13 protein-coding genes are annotated in these 14,245 nt (G+C 63.9%); 8 read left to right on the top strand and 5 right to left on the bottom strand.

The window, feature by feature from the left end:
• The first annotated feature begins 57 nt into the window (after positions 1–57).
• Entirely contained in the window at positions 58–963 is a 906-nt protein-coding gene (locus AWB75_RS18810; protein WP_061125591.1) for a LysR family transcriptional regulator, read from the top strand.
• Between the two features lie 6 nt (positions 964–969).
• Here the strand turns inward: AWB75_RS18810 and AWB75_RS18815 are convergent, their stop codons facing one another.
• The 5 genes from AWB75_RS18815 to AWB75_RS18835 all read right to left on the bottom strand — a co-directional run bounded on the left by AWB75_RS18815 (position 970) and on the right by AWB75_RS18835 (position 7,577).
• Positions 970–2,412 (bottom strand): MFS transporter, encoded by a 1,443-nt coding sequence (locus AWB75_RS18815; protein WP_061125592.1) that lies wholly within the window; start codon positions 2,410–2,412, stop codon positions 970–972.
• A 52-nt stretch (positions 2,413–2,464) separates the two neighbouring features.
• A complete protein-coding gene (locus tag AWB75_RS18820) occupies positions 2,465–4,426 on the bottom strand; it encodes an aconitase family protein (protein WP_061125593.1) in 1,962 nt (653 codons plus the stop codon).
• 93 nt (positions 4,427–4,519) lie between these two features.
• On the bottom strand, positions 4,520–5,413 hold the full coding sequence (locus AWB75_RS18825) for a LysR family transcriptional regulator (RefSeq protein WP_061125594.1): 894 nt from the start codon (positions 5,411–5,413) through the stop codon (positions 4,520–4,522).
• Between the two features lie 11 nt (positions 5,414–5,424).
• Positions 5,425–6,588 (bottom strand): class C beta-lactamase, encoded by a 1,164-nt coding sequence (ampC, locus tag AWB75_RS18830; protein ID WP_061125595.1) that lies wholly within the window; start codon positions 6,586–6,588, stop codon positions 5,425–5,427.
• A 227-nt stretch (positions 6,589–6,815) separates the two neighbouring features.
• Complete coding sequence (locus tag AWB75_RS18835; protein ID WP_061125596.1) at positions 6,816–7,577, bottom strand: YoaK family protein; 762 nt, start codon at positions 7,575–7,577, stop codon at positions 6,816–6,818.
• A gap of 209 nt (positions 7,578–7,786) precedes the next feature.
• On the opposite strand from AWB75_RS18835, the gene AWB75_RS18840 reads away from it, so the two are divergent.
• The 7 genes from AWB75_RS18840 to AWB75_RS18870 all read left to right on the top strand — a co-directional run bounded on the left by AWB75_RS18840 (position 7,787) and on the right by AWB75_RS18870 (position 14,233).
• Entirely contained in the window at positions 7,787–8,296 is a 510-nt protein-coding gene (locus AWB75_RS18840) for a MarR family winged helix-turn-helix transcriptional regulator (protein WP_061125597.1), read from the top strand.
• A gap of 4 nt (positions 8,297–8,300) precedes the next feature.
• On the top strand, positions 8,301–10,403 hold the full coding sequence (locus tag AWB75_RS18845) for an FUSC family protein (RefSeq protein ID WP_061125598.1): 2,103 nt from the start codon (positions 8,301–8,303) through the stop codon (positions 10,401–10,403).
• A gap of 34 nt (positions 10,404–10,437) precedes the next feature.
• Positions 10,438–10,647: a DUF1656 domain-containing protein gene (locus AWB75_RS18850; RefSeq protein ID WP_061125599.1), complete on the top strand. Its 210-nt coding sequence runs from the start codon at positions 10,438–10,440 to the stop codon at positions 10,645–10,647.
• Positions 10,644–11,606 carry an efflux RND transporter periplasmic adaptor subunit gene (locus AWB75_RS18855; protein WP_061125600.1) on the top strand — a complete coding sequence of 321 codons (963 nt, stop codon included), beginning with the start codon at positions 10,644–10,646 and terminating at the stop codon, positions 11,604–11,606. The genes AWB75_RS18850 and AWB75_RS18855 overlap by 4 nt, the downstream gene beginning before the upstream one ends.
• Positions 11,603–13,048: an efflux transporter outer membrane subunit gene (locus tag AWB75_RS18860; RefSeq protein WP_061125601.1), complete on the top strand. Its 1,446-nt coding sequence runs from the start codon at positions 11,603–11,605 to the stop codon at positions 13,046–13,048. Before AWB75_RS18855 ends, AWB75_RS18860 begins: the two co-directional genes overlap by 4 nt.
• A 17-nt stretch (positions 13,049–13,065) precedes the next feature.
• Positions 13,066–13,569 carry an SRPBCC family protein gene (locus tag AWB75_RS18865; protein WP_061125636.1) on the top strand — a complete coding sequence of 168 codons (504 nt, stop codon included), beginning with the start codon at positions 13,066–13,068 and terminating at the stop codon, positions 13,567–13,569.
• 61 nt (positions 13,570–13,630) lie between these two features.
• Positions 13,631–14,233, top strand: a complete 603-nt coding sequence (locus AWB75_RS18870; protein ID WP_061125602.1) for a phosphatase PAP2 family protein — start codon at positions 13,631–13,633, stop codon at positions 14,231–14,233.
• Positions 14,234–14,245: the final 12 nt, after the last annotated feature.

The following is a 14,245-nucleotide window of genomic DNA, read 5'->3' on the forward strand; positions in this document are numbered from 1 at the left end:
AAAGCCGAATAGCCATCGTAAAATCACGAATAAACAACTCTGGTATTCGAAAATCAGATGGCCTTCGATCTCACGCTCCGGCAGTTGCGCTATTTCGTGGCCGCCGCGCAAACCGGCCAGTTCTCGATGGCGGCGGCGAACGAACATGTCTCGCAATCGGCGATCACGAATGCGGTGCTCGCGCTCGAAAGCGCGCTCGGCACGAAGCTGTTCGAACGCATGCCGCAAGGCGTCGCGCTGACGCCCGATGGTCAGGACTTTCATCATCACGCGCGCCGCGTGCTCGATGCCGCGCGCGACGCCATGCACAAGCCGCGCTTTCGCTCGCACGACATGAGCGGCGTGGCACGGATTGCCGCGTCCTATACGGTGCTCGGGTATTTTTTGCCGGAATTGCTCGCGCGCTTTCGTGCGACATATCCGTTCATCGATTTCGACTTGCGCGACATGGAGCGCGCCGATATCGAAACGGCCGTGGCGAATGGCGATGTCGATATCGGCGTGGTGCTGTTATCGAATCTGCAACGTCCGGAGCGCTTCGACAGTCAGGTGTTGATGCGCTCGCGGCGGCAGTTGTGGGTCGCGCCGACGCATCCGCTCGCGCGGCAGCACGCGGTCTCGCTGAAGGATATCGCCGCGCATCCGTACATTCTCATTACCGTCGATGAAGGCGAACAATCGACGATGCGCTATTGGCATAAGAAGCGCCTCGAACCGAACATCGCGTTTCGCACGAGTTCGATGGAGGCGCTGCGTGGACTCGTGGCGCACGGCTTCGGCGTCACCGTGCTGTCGGATATGGTGTTTCGGCCGTGGTCGCTCGAAGGCAAGCGCATCGAAGCGCGGCCCGTGAACGACGCCATTCCTCACATGGAAGCGGGCATGATCTGGCGCAAGGGCGCCGTGCTCGACGCCCCCGCGACCGCCGTGCAGCAATTCCTGATTCACGCGTGCGGCGGCTAGCCAAACTCAATGCGAAATACTTTCGAGCGACTTCCCGAGCGTGCGCGGCCCCATCAACCCGATAGAAAGCATCACGAGCAGCATCGCGCCCGCAATGAAACCGAACACGCCGGTCACGCCCGCTTCTTTCAGCACGAACGCGATCACGAACGAACTGAACACCGCTGACAACCGGCTCCACGAATAAACGAAGCCGACGGCGCGGGCGCGTATCGTCGTCGGATAAAGCTCCTGCTGATACGTGTGATACGTGAACGAGATGATGTTGCCCGCGAGCGTGAGCATGACCCCGAGCGTGACGATCATCACGGGGCCGGCCGCCTGGCTGAACAGCAGGCCCGCGATGATATTCACGCCCGCCATGAAGACGATCACATGCTTGCGTTCGAAGCGATCCGCGATCCAGTAGCCGAGCAACGGGCCGATGGGCGCGGCGAGCCCGATCACCGTCGTATAGAGCAGGCTCGACGTGACCGTCACGCCCTGCTTCACGAGCAAGGTCGGCACCCAGTTCGCAAAGCCGTAGAAGCCGACCGTCTGGAAGATATGGAAGACGATCAGCATCAGCGTGCGCTTGCGATAAGGCGGATTCCACATATCGGCGAAACCGGCCTTCTTCGCGATCGGATCGGACGGACCCGGCGCGGGCAGCGGCTTGCCGTATTCCAGCGCGACCTTGTCTTCGAGACGGCGCAGGACTGCATCGGCTTCATCGACACGGCCCTTGCTCGCGAGCCAGCGCGGGCTTTCCGGAAGATTGCGCCGGAAGTACCAGACGAACAGCGCGCTCACGCCGCCCGCCAGCGCGACCCAGCGCCAGCCGTCGAAACCGAACGGCGCTTGCGGCACCAGCAGATAGGAAAGAAACGCGACCACGGGCACGGCTGAAAAGCCGATCGCCTGACAGACCGCGAACGCCCGGCCGCGCAAATGCTTCGGCGCGAGCTCCGACATATACGTGCCGATCGTCACGAGCTCGACGCCGATACCGAGTCCCGACACGAAGCGCCAGAAGTTGAGCCACATCGCCGTGTCCTGAAACGCCATGACGGTATTCGCCGCGACGTACCACAGCAGCGAATACGTGAAGATCGCGCGGCGTCCGTAGCGGTCGGCGAGAAAGCCGCACGCAATCGTGCCGATGAACAGCCCGCAGAACAATGCCGCGATGAAACTCGCGACGCCTGTGGTGCCGAACAGGCCCGCGGTCGTCGATGTCAGAATGCCGCTCTTCACGAGGCCCGGCGCGATGTAGCCCGTGAAGAGCAGATCGTAGAGCTCGAAGAAGAAGCCGAGGCTCAAGAGAAAGATGAGCTTCCAGACCGCGCGCGTCGCGGGAAGCCGGTCGAGGCGCGCCGAGATGCCCGCCGTGTCCGCGATTGCCGGCGCGTCCGTAAGCGTGCTGCCGGCGGCGTCGTGCAGACCCGAAGTGCCCTGCATGATAGCCATTGCTGTCTCCTGTTCGTATGTCGATGCCGCATCGATGGCGGCCCGATCGTGCCTAGCTCATGAAGCGCGCCTGCAACTCCGCGAACGACGCGACGCTGCCGAGAAGCGCGCTCGCCGCGACCGTCGGCGGGCTTGCGAGCCACACCTTGCCCGGACCGGAACGGCCCGGAAAATTTCGGTTGATCGCGCTGATCGTGACTTGCTGCGCTTCGGTCGATGAACCCGGCCCGCAGTTGGCGCACGCGCCGCACGATGGTTGGAGCAGAATCGCGCCCACGCGCTCGAACGCGTCGACATAACCTTGCGCGATGCAATAGTCGCGCACGTCCTGCGTGCCGAATTGCAGATACAGCTTCACGTGATCCGGCACGCGCAGGCCGCGTTCGGCGGCCCATGAAAGCACGTCGTGATAGTGATCGAAGTCTTCGCGCTTGCCCGCCGTGCACGAACCGCCGTATGCGATATCGACGCGCGGTCTTTCATCCAATGCGTGAAGCGCGATGCCGTTGCCCGGATCGCCTGGCGCGGCGAGCATCGGCGTGAGACGCGCGCAATCGATCTCGATCACGTCGGCATAACGCGCGCCTTCGTCGCTGCGCATCCACGGCTCCAGCTTGAAGTCGATGCCGCGACGCTCCTTCAGGAAGCGCACGGTTTCATCGTCGGGTGCGACGATGCCGGTGAAGCCGCCGAGCTCGGCGGTCATGTTGGTGAGCGTCGTGCGCTCGTCGGTGGACAGGCTCGCGACAGCCGTGCCCGCGAACTCGAAGACCTTGCCGACGCCCGCGCCCGCACGGATGCGCGCATCGGCGAGCAGATGCAGCACGATATCCTTCGCCGTCACGCCCGCGGGCATCGGCCCATGCAGTTCGATCAGCAAGGATTGCGGCACGGTCATGCGCACCGCGCCCGTGACGAACGCATTGGCCATGTCCGTCGTGCCGACGCCGAACGCCACGCAGCCGAGCGCGCCGCTATGCGGCGTATGCGAATCCGTTCCGACGACGACCTGCCCCGGCAACGCGTAACGCTCCGCCATCATCGCGTGCGAGATGCCTTCGGAGCCTTCGTCCAGCTCGCTGTTCGTCTCGCTCAGATAGCCGTGATTGCGCACGCCGTAGTCATGCGCGAACGCGCGATGCGCCGCCGACAGCTCGCGCACGTTGGGCAGCAGACCATGCCTGATATGCAGTTCGCTGCGATGCGAATACGAAAGATGATCCTCGAACGCGAGCATGCTATTCGGCTCGCGCAGCGCCAAAGGACGGCCGAACGTCGCGCGCAGCATGTGCGCGGCCATGCCCGTGTAGTACTCGTGGATGAAGCGCCAGTCCGCGCGCACGAAGATGCCGTTGCCCGGTTCGAGCGACGCGTTCGTCACGTCGGTCGTCAATGCGTGGCGCGCAAGAATCTTTTCGACGAGCGTGCGCGGCGCGTCATCGTTCGATGTCTCGCCGATGCTCACGCGCTGCATATGCAGCCTGCCGTAACGCAACAGGCCGCCGCTTTTCAGAATGGCAGCGGCGAGCGGATCGCGGCCGGCGACGAGCTCTTCCACATCGATCGACTCGCCGCGCCGGATGCGTTCGATCAAGCCGAAATCCGTCGATGTGAACAGCCCGAGATTGTCCGCGTTCTGCCGATAGATCCGCTCGAAGCTATGCGCGATGACGAGACGAATGCCCGCGTGATATTCCGCGAGCGGGCTATGTTCGCGCGATGAGCCTTTGCCATAGCGATTGCCCGCGACCGTCACCTGAAAGCCGCCCGCACGCACGGCATCCGTGCCGATGGGATTGCGCCCGCCCGCATGAAAGCCGACATACGGACACTGACCGAGACGCTCGTCGAAACGCGTGAGCACGCTGATCGGCGTGATCTCGTCGGTGGAAACATCGTCGCGCAATGCGCCCGCTTCATCGGGCGTCAGATCGGCGCCCGCAAGCTGGCGCTCGACTTTGGCGGGGTCCGCGCACAGAAACAGGATTCGCCCGCTCAACACCAGATTGGCCATCGCAATTCTCCTTGGCAGCCAATCTAGACGCACACGCACGCGAGCAAAAGTGTTCGTTCGGCACATGGGTCATCGCAGGATGCGATGTCCGTATTAACCCTTGCTGTCGATGAGCGTATCGATCAACGCCTGCACTGCCTTCAGCCGCGATGACTTGCGCGGCGCATGGACACGCAGGGTGCGGCCGCTGCCCCAGCTTTCGCGTAAAGGCAGCCGCACGAAGTTGCGAGAGCCCGCGAATGCGGAGGCCGCGCTCGTCGGCACGATGCCGATGCCGAGGCCCGCTTCGACCATCCGGCATTGCGCGTCGAAGCTATTGACGGTAACTGTCACGTTGAGCGGCAGGCGCGCGGCATCGGCATGTTCCTTCAACGTCTGATCGAGCGAACCGCCCGCCTGCAACGCGACGAGCGGAAAGCGCGTCACCTCGGCGAAGCTCAGGTTGTCCGCTTGGGCCAGCTCGTGACCGGGCGGCAGCACGACCATCAGCGGATCGTCGGCGAAGTGCCATGAATCGAGGCCCGCGGGCGTCTTGCCGCTCGCCGAGATGCCGACGTCCGCGCGATCGTCGAGACATGCGCGAATGACTTCGTCGCTGATCTGCTCGGTCAACGCGATACCGGCGAGCGGATAGCGCGCCTTGAACGTCGTCAGCCGCTCGGGCAGAAAGCCCACGATCGCGGAGGCATTCGCATGCAGGCGCACGATGCCCGCGATCTGTCCGCTCATCGATTGCACTTCGCGCGCCATGTCTTCGAGCCGTCCGTGGATGGCGCGCGCGCTCGCATAAGCGTGCCGGCCCGCTTCGGTAGGCTGCACGCCCGACGGCGAGCGGATCAGAAGCGCGACGCCGATGGCCGCTTCGAGGTCCGCGATACGCCTGCTCAACGCCGAAGGCGCGATATGACTGCGGCTCGCGGCGCGTGCGATCGATCCTTCCTCGATGACCGAGATGAAGAGTTCGAGACTGTAGGGATCGATGCGCATCGCGTTTGTTTTTATCGGCTGCCGGTTAGCGACGTGATGATCGCATACGCGGCCTTCACGCGCTCTTCGTTGGGGATGTTGCGGTTCGCCAGCATGACGATGCCCACGCGCTCTTTCGGCACGAACGCGACATACGCGCCGAAGCCATTGGTCGAGCCGGTCTTGTTGATCCACACATCGTCGCGCGGCGGTTGCGGCGGATCGATGCGCGTGACGGGCGTCGCGTTCAGGATCATCGACGCCGCGTTACCGTCGAGCAGCGCTTGCAGCGCAACCGGATACGGATACTGTTCCCAGATGAGATCCTGCGTCATCGGGCCGGCCTGGAAATAGCCAATATGTGTCGCATCGACGGCGCGCTGGAACACCGGATCGATGCGCACCATGTTCATGTTGATCTGCATGAAGCGCGTCATGTCCGCTGCCGTCGTTCTCACGCCGTAAGCCTCGGAAGACAGTACGCCGCCCTTCATGCGAATGGGCGCGTCGTTCTTCGCATAGCCTTGCGCATAGTCGCTCTGCCTCGATGCGGGCACGTTCATATAACTGTGCGTGAGCCCGAGCGCCGGGAAGAGGCGCATTTGCATCAGCGCATCGAAGTCCTGACGCATGCTCTTCGCGGTGATCAGCCCGAGCGTGCCGATGCCCGGATTCGCGTACGTGCGGATCGTGCCGGGCGGCTGCGCCGGACGCCATGCCCTGAAGTACTGCATCAGTTGAGCGTTGTCGTGGATCTCGTCGGGCACCTGGAGCGGCAGGCCGCCCGGCGTGTGCGTGCCGAGATTCAGCAACGTCACCTTGCCGAACTCGCTTGCGCCGAGCGTCGGCAGATACGTGCTTACGGGATCGTTCAACGAGAGATCGCCATTGATCTGCGCATACGAGGCGAGCGTCGCGGTGAACGTCTTGCTGATCGAGCCGAGCTCGAAGAGGGTATCGCGCGTGACGGGCTGCTTCGTCGCCTTCGACGCCAGGCCGTAATCGAACACATAAGGCTTGCCGTCCACGACGACGCCCACCGCCATGCCCGCGATGCCGTGCAGCGCCATCAACGGCTTGATGGTTTCATCGACCGTGGTCTTGATGCTCGCCGCATCGCGCGCCCATGCAGCGCCGGACATCGCGGCAAAAGAAAAAATGGCTGTCGCCAAAAAACTCAGCGCACGAAACTTCATCGTCTTGATCCTTCGTTCTGGTTTGCATGATTGGAACGAAGCGAAATATCCGCTCTTTTGGCGACTTCGACAATCGAGGATAATTTGCCGCAGGCAATAGAGAATCTTATGAGCCATGCGCCCTCATCTTCCCCTGAATGCGTTGCGCGTGGCTCAAGTCGCGGCGCCTTTCGCCGGGGCATGCGGTTGTTTCGCGACTGGATCGTCGCGGAGGGTGCGCAAGACGCTTAATCCCGCGCGCGACGCCTGCCCGCAGCGAGATCATCGGCGAGCGGCACGGAGGCGAACAACAGAAGCATTGCGGCAAGCGGCACGGTCGTCGCGAAACCGAGATGCGCGAAACCGATCGCGCCCGCGAAGCCGCCGAGCATGAACATCGCGAACAAGGAACTCAGGAGCCCGAGCCGCGCGTGATTCGCGCGCACATAACCGGCGTCGCTCCGCGCGATGCCGCGGTTCCAGTAAAGACTCTTGCCGATCTCGATGCCGATATCCGTAACGAGCCCCGTCACGTGCGTCGTCCTGATCTCGGCCTTCGATATTTTCGTGATCATCGCGTTTTGCAAGCCCATTACGAAGCACAAAAGCGCAACGGTCAGCGGCACGTCCCACACGCGATGGGTTTCGAGATTCGCGCCGAGCACGCCGAACACGAGCAGCAGCCCGGCTTCGAGCAACAGCGGCGTGGCGAACACGCTATGCGCGCGCCGCTGCCGTCCCCAGTTGATGAGCACCGCCGATGTCGCAGCGCCGCCGAGAAATGCGCCGACCGCGCCGATCGCGGAGAAGACGAACGCCACCTGGCCGAGCACGAGGTTATCGGCGATCGAGGACACGAGCCCCGACATATGCGACGTGTACTGCCCCACCGCGAGAAAGCCGCCGGCATTCGCCGCGCCCGCGACGAAGGCGAGCGCGCAGCCGAGGCGCCGGTTCGAAGTATCGGTACGGCTGGGCGAGGTCAGGCCTCGGAGATAGCTGATCGGCATGGCGGCGCGCGCGGGAAGGTCGAGCCGAAAAGATAGCACGACAATTTGCCGTTTCCGCGCGTTGCAAATGCAGCATCAGGCGCGTTACGGGCCGCTGTTGCGCCCGCATCAGCAAAAGTCAGCCCCACCTTTCAACAGGATGAAACTGAAAGAAAAGTTTCTCTTCGATAGCATGCTAACGAATAACCATCTCGCTATAATTCCGCCGCATGACCCAACTCGATATCCTGCGCCGCTCCGTGAGCAGCTCGCTCGTGCTGGCCGCGCGCCGCTGGCGCCGCACGAGTCACGGCGTGCTCGCGTCCTACGGCGTGTCGGAAGCGTGCGCGGTGCCGCTGCTCACGGCGAACCGGCTCGGCGAGGCCGTGCGGCAGGTGACGCTCGCGGAGCATGTCGGCATCGAAGGGCCGTCGCTCGTGCGGCTGCTCGATCAGTTGTGCGGGGCCGGTCTCGTGCGCCGCGACGAAGATCCCGAGGACAAGCGCGCGAAGACCATCACGCTCACCGATGAAGGCCGCGCCGTCACCGCGCGCATGGAAGAGCGTCTCGTCACGCTGCGCGCGCGGCTTTTGAAGGGCGTGAGCCGCGAAGACCTGGAAACGACGCTGCGCGTGCTCAATGCGTTCAGCGCGTCGCCGGACGCGAAACTGCTCGCCGCGCTCGAAGCAGTCGGCGAAGCGCCGAAGCCGGTCCGGTCCGCCGGAAAGCGCGGAGCGTAGCGCCATGCAATTCCCTTCCGCGCGCGAGTGGCTCTTTTCCGCCAAGACCTTCGCTGCCGCGATGATCGCGCTCTATATCGGCCTCGCGCTCGAATTGCCGCGTCCGTACTGGGCCATGGCGACCGTCTATATCGTGTCGAATCCGTTCGTCGGCGCAACGCGCTCAAAGGCGCTTTATCGCGCGCTCGGCACGATGATCGGCGCGGCAGGCGCAGTGCTCATCGTGCCGCCGTTCGTCGAATCGCCGATTCTCTTCAGCGTGATCGTCGCGCTGTGGACAGGCACCCTGCTCTTTCTCTCGATGTTCGACCGCAGCGCGCGCAGCTATGTCTTTCTGCTCGCGGGCTACACGCTGCCGTTGATCGCGCTGCCGTCCGTCACCAATCCGGCAACGGTATTCGATCTCGCGATCACCCGCACGCAAGAGATTCTGCTCGGCATCGTGGTGGCGAGCGTCGTCGGCAGCGCGGTGTTTCCGAGCCGTCTCGCGCCGACGCTCATCGTACGAACGGACGCATGGTTTCGCGATGCCGCCTTCTACGCCTGTGAAACGCTTTCGGGCCACATTGCCGGCGCGTCGATTTCGGCGGCGCGGCAGCGGCTCGCGGCGACGGTCAACGGCCTCGAACTCTTGCTGAGTCAACTGACCTACGATCACACGCGACCCGACATCATCCGCCGCGCGCGGGCATTGCAGGGGCGCATGCAGATCTTTCTGCCGCTGATCTCATCGATGGCCGATCCGTTGATCGAGCTCATCGCCGAGCACGGCAAGCATCCGGAAGGACTCGAAACGCTGCTCAAGGATGTCGCCGCGTGGGTCGGCTTGCCCATGCCGAGTCCGGAAACGGATGTCGGCAACGAGCCAGAGCCCGATGCACTGCGCAAACGCATCCACGCGATGCGTCCTTCCGTCGAAGCGCTCGCGAGCGCCGACGGCGCGCTGCTTTCGAATGCGCTGTGGCGTCTCGGCCAGGTCATCGACGTCTGGCAGGACATCCGGGCCTTGCGCGCGGCCATTCTCAACGAAACGAGCGAGTGGCGTCCGCATTTCAGGCACTGGCGTCTCGGCGGCACCGCGCGCTTCTTCGATCGCGGCATGATGCTGTTTTCGACGGGCGTTGCAGTCACCGCGATCATCGTCGCGTGCGCGCTGTGGATTCAATCGGGCTGGAACGACGGCGCCGGCGCCGTGAGCCTCGCCGCCATCTCGTGCTGTTTCTTCGCCGCGCTCGACGAGCCCGCGCCGCAGGTCTTCAAGTTCTTCGTCGCGACGTGCATGAGCGTCGTGATCGCCGGGCTGTACGTGTTCGTCGTGCTGCCGAACGTGCATGATTTCCCGATGCTCGTGCTGATTTTCGCCGGGCCGTTTCTCATCATCGGCACGCTGACGACAAACCCGCGCTTCAGTCTGGTCACGATGCTCGTCGCGGTCAACACGGCGACGTTCATCAGCATTCAGAGCGCCTACGAAGCCGACTTCTTCGTGTTCGTCAACAGCAATCTCGCGGGCGTCGCGGGCCTGCTCTTCGCTTTTCTCTGGACACGCGCAACGCGGCCGTTCGGCGCGGAGCTGGCCGCCGAAAGACTCACGCGTTCGGCGTGGGCGGATATCGTGCTGAGCGCATCGTCGGCGGAAGTGATCGACGATCAGCGCAATCTCTACGCGCGCATGCTCGATCGTCTGATGCAGCTCCTGCCGCGCCATGCGGCAACGGACTCGCATCGTCATCCGTCGATCGAAAGCTTTCGCGATTTCCGCGTCGCGTTGAATGCGCTCGATCTGCGCCGCACGCGCCGCAAGCTGCCGGCTGAATTGCAGAGCTCCGTCGACGAGGTGCTCGACGCATTGCGCCGTTACTTCGAGCTCTGCATCGCGCGGCGCGCGCGTCAGCCGGTGCCGTCCGCGCTTATCCGCAGCATCGATGCATCGAGCGCGCGAGTCGCTGCGCGCGCGATGGCCCAGTCGCAGGATGTCGTCGCGGAGAAATGGCTGCGCGACACGCTGCATGCGCTCACCGGCATGCGCCTGTCGCTGCATCCGCCCGCGACGCAAACGCACGCCGAACCTGCCAGCGGCACGCCGCCGCGCGAGGAGCCGGCATGATCCGCGTCATTCATCTTCCATCGGAACGCCTGACATGATCGGCGAAATCGACGTTCTCGGCGTGTTCGTTCCCGCCGTGCTGATGCTGATGTTCATCGCGTATCTCGTGAATTTCGTGATCCGCAACGTGCTCGCGCGCCTCGGCTTCTATCGCTTCGTGTGGCATCGCTCCATTTTCGATCTCGGCATCTATGTGCTGGTGCTGGGAGTTGTCGTCATCGTTTCGCAGCGGCTCATCTCGTGAAAAAAACCTGGTTCTCTGTCGGGCAGATCCTGCTTACGCTCATCGTCGTCGCGATTGCGGCGGTCGTGTTGTGGAAGCTCGTCGACTACTACATGTTCGCGCCGTGGACGCGCGACGGCCACGTGCGCGCCGATGTGATCCAGGTCGCGCCCGACGTGTCCGGCCTCATCACCGAAGTGAGGGTCATCGACAATCAGCAGGTCAAAAAAGGCGACGTGCTGTTCGTGATCGATCAGGCGCGCTATGCGCTTGCGTTGCGTAACGCGCAGGCCACCGCGCAGCAGCGCCGCGCGACGCTCGATCAGGCGCGCCGCGAAGATACGCGCAATCGCAAGCTCGGCAATCTCGTCGCGCGCGAAGTGGTCGAGGAGACGCAGTCGCGCGTCGAGCAGGCGACGGCCGCGCTCGCGGATGCCGACGTCGCCATCGATACCGCGCGCCTCAATCTGCAACGCACGGAGATCGTAAGTCCCGTCGACGGTTATCTGAACGATCGCGCGCCGCGCACCGGCGAATATGTCGCGGCGGGCCGCGCGGTGCTGTCGGTGGTCGACATGCATTCGTTCCGCGTCGATGGCTACTTCGAGGAAACGAAGCTGCATGGCATTGATATCGGCCAGCCCGTCGATATCAAGGTGATGGGCGAGCCGAACGTATTGCGCGGACATGTGCAGAGCATTGTGGCAGCGATCGAGGATCGCGACCGTCAGCAAAGCCCGAGCCTTCTGCCGAACGTGAATCCCGCGTTTAGCTGGGTGCGCCTCGCGCAGCGCATTCCCGTGCGCGTCACGCTCGATGAAATTCCCGCCGACTTCCGCATGATCGCGGGCCGCACGGCGACGGTTTCGGTGCGCGGCATCGGACCGGCAATCGGCAGGCGCGCCGCGTCGGAGACATCGCCCGCGTCCGCACCCGCGCCGACTTCGAGCATATCGGGCGCATCGGGTGCATCGCGATGAAAGCGCTCGTCTTCGTCGCTTCGTCGGCATTCGTGCTATTCGGCTGCACGACGATGGGCCCCGATTACAAGCTGCCCGATAACGCCGCCGTCAACTCGCCCTATGCGAACGCGGCCATCGACGGCGCGGATCAGGCGCCCGTCACGCAAGGCGAAGTGCCCGCGAAGTGGTGGCGTCTCTATGACGATCCCGTCGTCGATCAACTCGTGACCGAAGCGCTCGCTTCGAACACGGATCTGCGCGTCGCCGCCGCGAATCTCGCGCGCTCGCGCGCCGAAGTGGAATTCGCCAACAAGCAAGGCGGATTTTCGGGCAAGACATCGGCGGCGTTTCAACGCGCGCAGGAATCGGCGGAGCAGTATCTGTTGACGGAGAAGATTCCGGTCGTCAACGAAGGCGCGCTCGATCTTTCGATATCCTATGAATTCGATCTTTTCGGCAAGTTGAGGCGCGGCGTCGAAGCGGCGAACGCGGAAGACGAAGCCGTCGAAGCCGCGCAGGATCTCGCGCGCATCACCGTGGTCGCGGATGTCGTGCGCGCGTATGTCGAATCGTGCTCGGCGGCGGAAGAACTGGAGATCGCGCGCAAGTCACTCGCGCTGCAGAAGCAGCGCGTGCAGCTCACGCAGCGTCTGCGCGATGCGGGCCGCGGCAACCAGTCGGAAGTCACGCGCGGACAGACGCAGGCCGACACGCTCGCCGCCGATATCCCGCGCTTCGTCGCGCGCCGCCGCGTCGCGCAATATCGCCTCGCGATGCTGCTCGCGCGTGCGCCATCGGATTTGCCGAAGGCGGCGCTCGCGTGCAATAAATTGCCGAAGCTGCGCGCGCCGATTCCGGTCGGCAGTGGCGCCGCACTGCTCAAGCGCCGTCCCGACGTACGTCAGGCCGAACGGCAGCTCGCGTCATCGACGGCGCGCATCGGCGTGGCGACGGCGGCGTTGTATCCGTCGGTGAGCTTTGGCGCATCGGTGGGATCGGTCGGCGTCGTGGAAGATCTGTTCGGCCCGACAACGAACCGCTGGGCGTTCGGTCCGCTCATCAGCTGGACCCTCCCGATCAACGGTCAGCGCGCGCGCGTGGTGCAGGCCGAAGCGGCGACGAGCGGCGCGCTCGCGCATTTCGACGGCGTCGTGCTGAAGGCGCTTCAGGAAACGCAGAGCAGTCTCGCGACCTACGCGTCCGATACCACGCGCGCCGATGCCTTGCGCACCGCGTACAAATCGGCGATCCAATCGGCCGATGAAACGAACCGGCTATATCACGCGGGCCGCGAGTCCTTCCTCAACGATCTCGATGCGACGCGCACGCTCACGGGCGTCGCGGCGCAAGTGGCGGCGGCCGAAGGACAGGTCGCGGTCGATCAGGTCAACCTGTTCCGCGCGCTCGGCGGGGGCTGGGAAACCGACGAAGCCCTTGCGCAGATTTCGAAGGGAAAATAAGCGCCGGGGAGATGATCGTGCGCGCGAGCGAATATCGGTTCGTTACCGTCTGGAAGATCGAAGCGCCGCTTGAACAAGTATGGAACGCGATCCACGATCCGGCCGCGTGGCCGCAATGGTGGACGTGCGTCGAGCGCGTGATCGAAGTGGAAAGCGGCGCGGACGATGGCGTCGGTGCGCTGCATCGCTATACGTGGAAGGGGCGCTTGCCGTACCGCGTGCGCTTCGACATGCGCGTGACGCGCGTCGAACCGCTCGTGTTGCTGGAGGGCGTTGCGAGCGGCGATGTCGATGGCTTCGGGTGCTGGCGCTTTTCGTCGAGCGATGGCGTCACCATCGTGCGATATGAATGGCGCGTGCGCACCGGGCGTGGATGGATGAATCTGCTCGCGCCCATCGCGCGCCCGCTCTTCGAATGGAATCACGATTACGTGATGCAGCAAGGCGGCGAAGCGCTGGCGAAGCGGCTAGATGCGCGGCTCGTCGGCATCGTGCATCGCGAAGGAATGCAGACTCGCTAAGGGTTTCATAAGGGTTCGCCGGATAAGATCGCATCGAACTTCCGGCCCAGGGCCCCGCCGCATGAACGAACTCGAAACGCTGAACCGCGCGTTGTTCCTGATGATCAACGCAGACCCCATGTCACCGCGTTGGCAGATCGACGTCACACTGGCCGTCGCCGATGACCTCATCTATCTGATACCGGCAACGCTTTGCCTCATGTGGCTTTTCGGCGTTGGCCGTCAGCGCGCGGCAGCCGTGCGCGCATGTTGCGTCACCTTTCTCGCGCTCGGCCTGAACCAGTTGATCGGTCTGGTGTGGATGCATCCGAGGCCGTTCATGATCGGCCTCGGTCATACGTTCCTGGAGCACGCAGCCGACTCGTCTTTCCCCAGCGACCACATAACCGTGTTCGCGAGCGTCGCGCTGACGTTCCTTCTTGCAGGGCTCGTTCGCACTGGCTTATCGCTCATGCTCGCGGGCGCGGCGGTCGCATGGGCGCGGGTGGCCATCGGCGTGCATTTCCCGCTCGATATGGCAGGCGCCGTGTGCGTCGCGTGCGTGGCTTATGTGCTCGTCGCGCCGCTGTGGGCGCGTGCGGGCGATGCATTGATGCGCAGGCTCGTCAGGCTATATCGACGAGCGTTGTCGTGGCCGATCCGGCGTGGCTGGTTCGCACGTTAGGGCCATCACTGA

The organism is Caballeronia catudaia, from assembly GCF_001544755.2.
GTDB lineage: Bacteria > Pseudomonadota > Gammaproteobacteria > Burkholderiales > Burkholderiaceae > Caballeronia > Caballeronia catudaia.

Coding starts and splice junctions, on each gene's coding strand:
- AWB75_RS18810 (WP_061125591.1), top strand. CDS start 58: ATGGCCTTCGATCTCACGCTCCGGCAGTTGCGCTATTTCGTGGCCGCC.
- AWB75_RS18815 (WP_061125592.1), bottom strand. CDS start 2,412: ATGGCTATCATGCAGGGCACTTCGGGTCTGCACGACGCCGCCGGCAGC.
- AWB75_RS18820 (WP_061125593.1), bottom strand. CDS start 4,426: ATGGCCAATCTGGTGTTGAGCGGGCGAATCCTGTTTCTGTGCGCGGAC.
- AWB75_RS18825 (WP_061125594.1), bottom strand. CDS start 5,413: ATGCGCATCGATCCCTACAGTCTCGAACTCTTCATCTCGGTCATCGAG.
- ampC (WP_061125595.1), bottom strand. CDS start 6,588: ATGAAGTTTCGTGCGCTGAGTTTTTTGGCGACAGCCATTTTTTCTTTT.
- AWB75_RS18835 (WP_061125596.1), bottom strand. CDS start 7,577: ATGCCGATCAGCTATCTCCGAGGCCTGACCTCGCCCAGCCGTACCGAT.
- AWB75_RS18840 (WP_061125597.1), top strand. CDS start 7,787: ATGACCCAACTCGATATCCTGCGCCGCTCCGTGAGCAGCTCGCTCGTG.
- AWB75_RS18845 (WP_061125598.1), top strand. CDS start 8,301: ATGCAATTCCCTTCCGCGCGCGAGTGGCTCTTTTCCGCCAAGACCTTC.
- AWB75_RS18850 (WP_061125599.1), top strand. CDS start 10,438: ATGATCGGCGAAATCGACGTTCTCGGCGTGTTCGTTCCCGCCGTGCTG.
- AWB75_RS18860 (WP_061125601.1), top strand. CDS start 11,603: ATGAAAGCGCTCGTCTTCGTCGCTTCGTCGGCATTCGTGCTATTCGGC.
- AWB75_RS18870 (WP_061125602.1), top strand. CDS start 13,631: ATGAACGAACTCGAAACGCTGAACCGCGCGTTGTTCCTGATGATCAAC.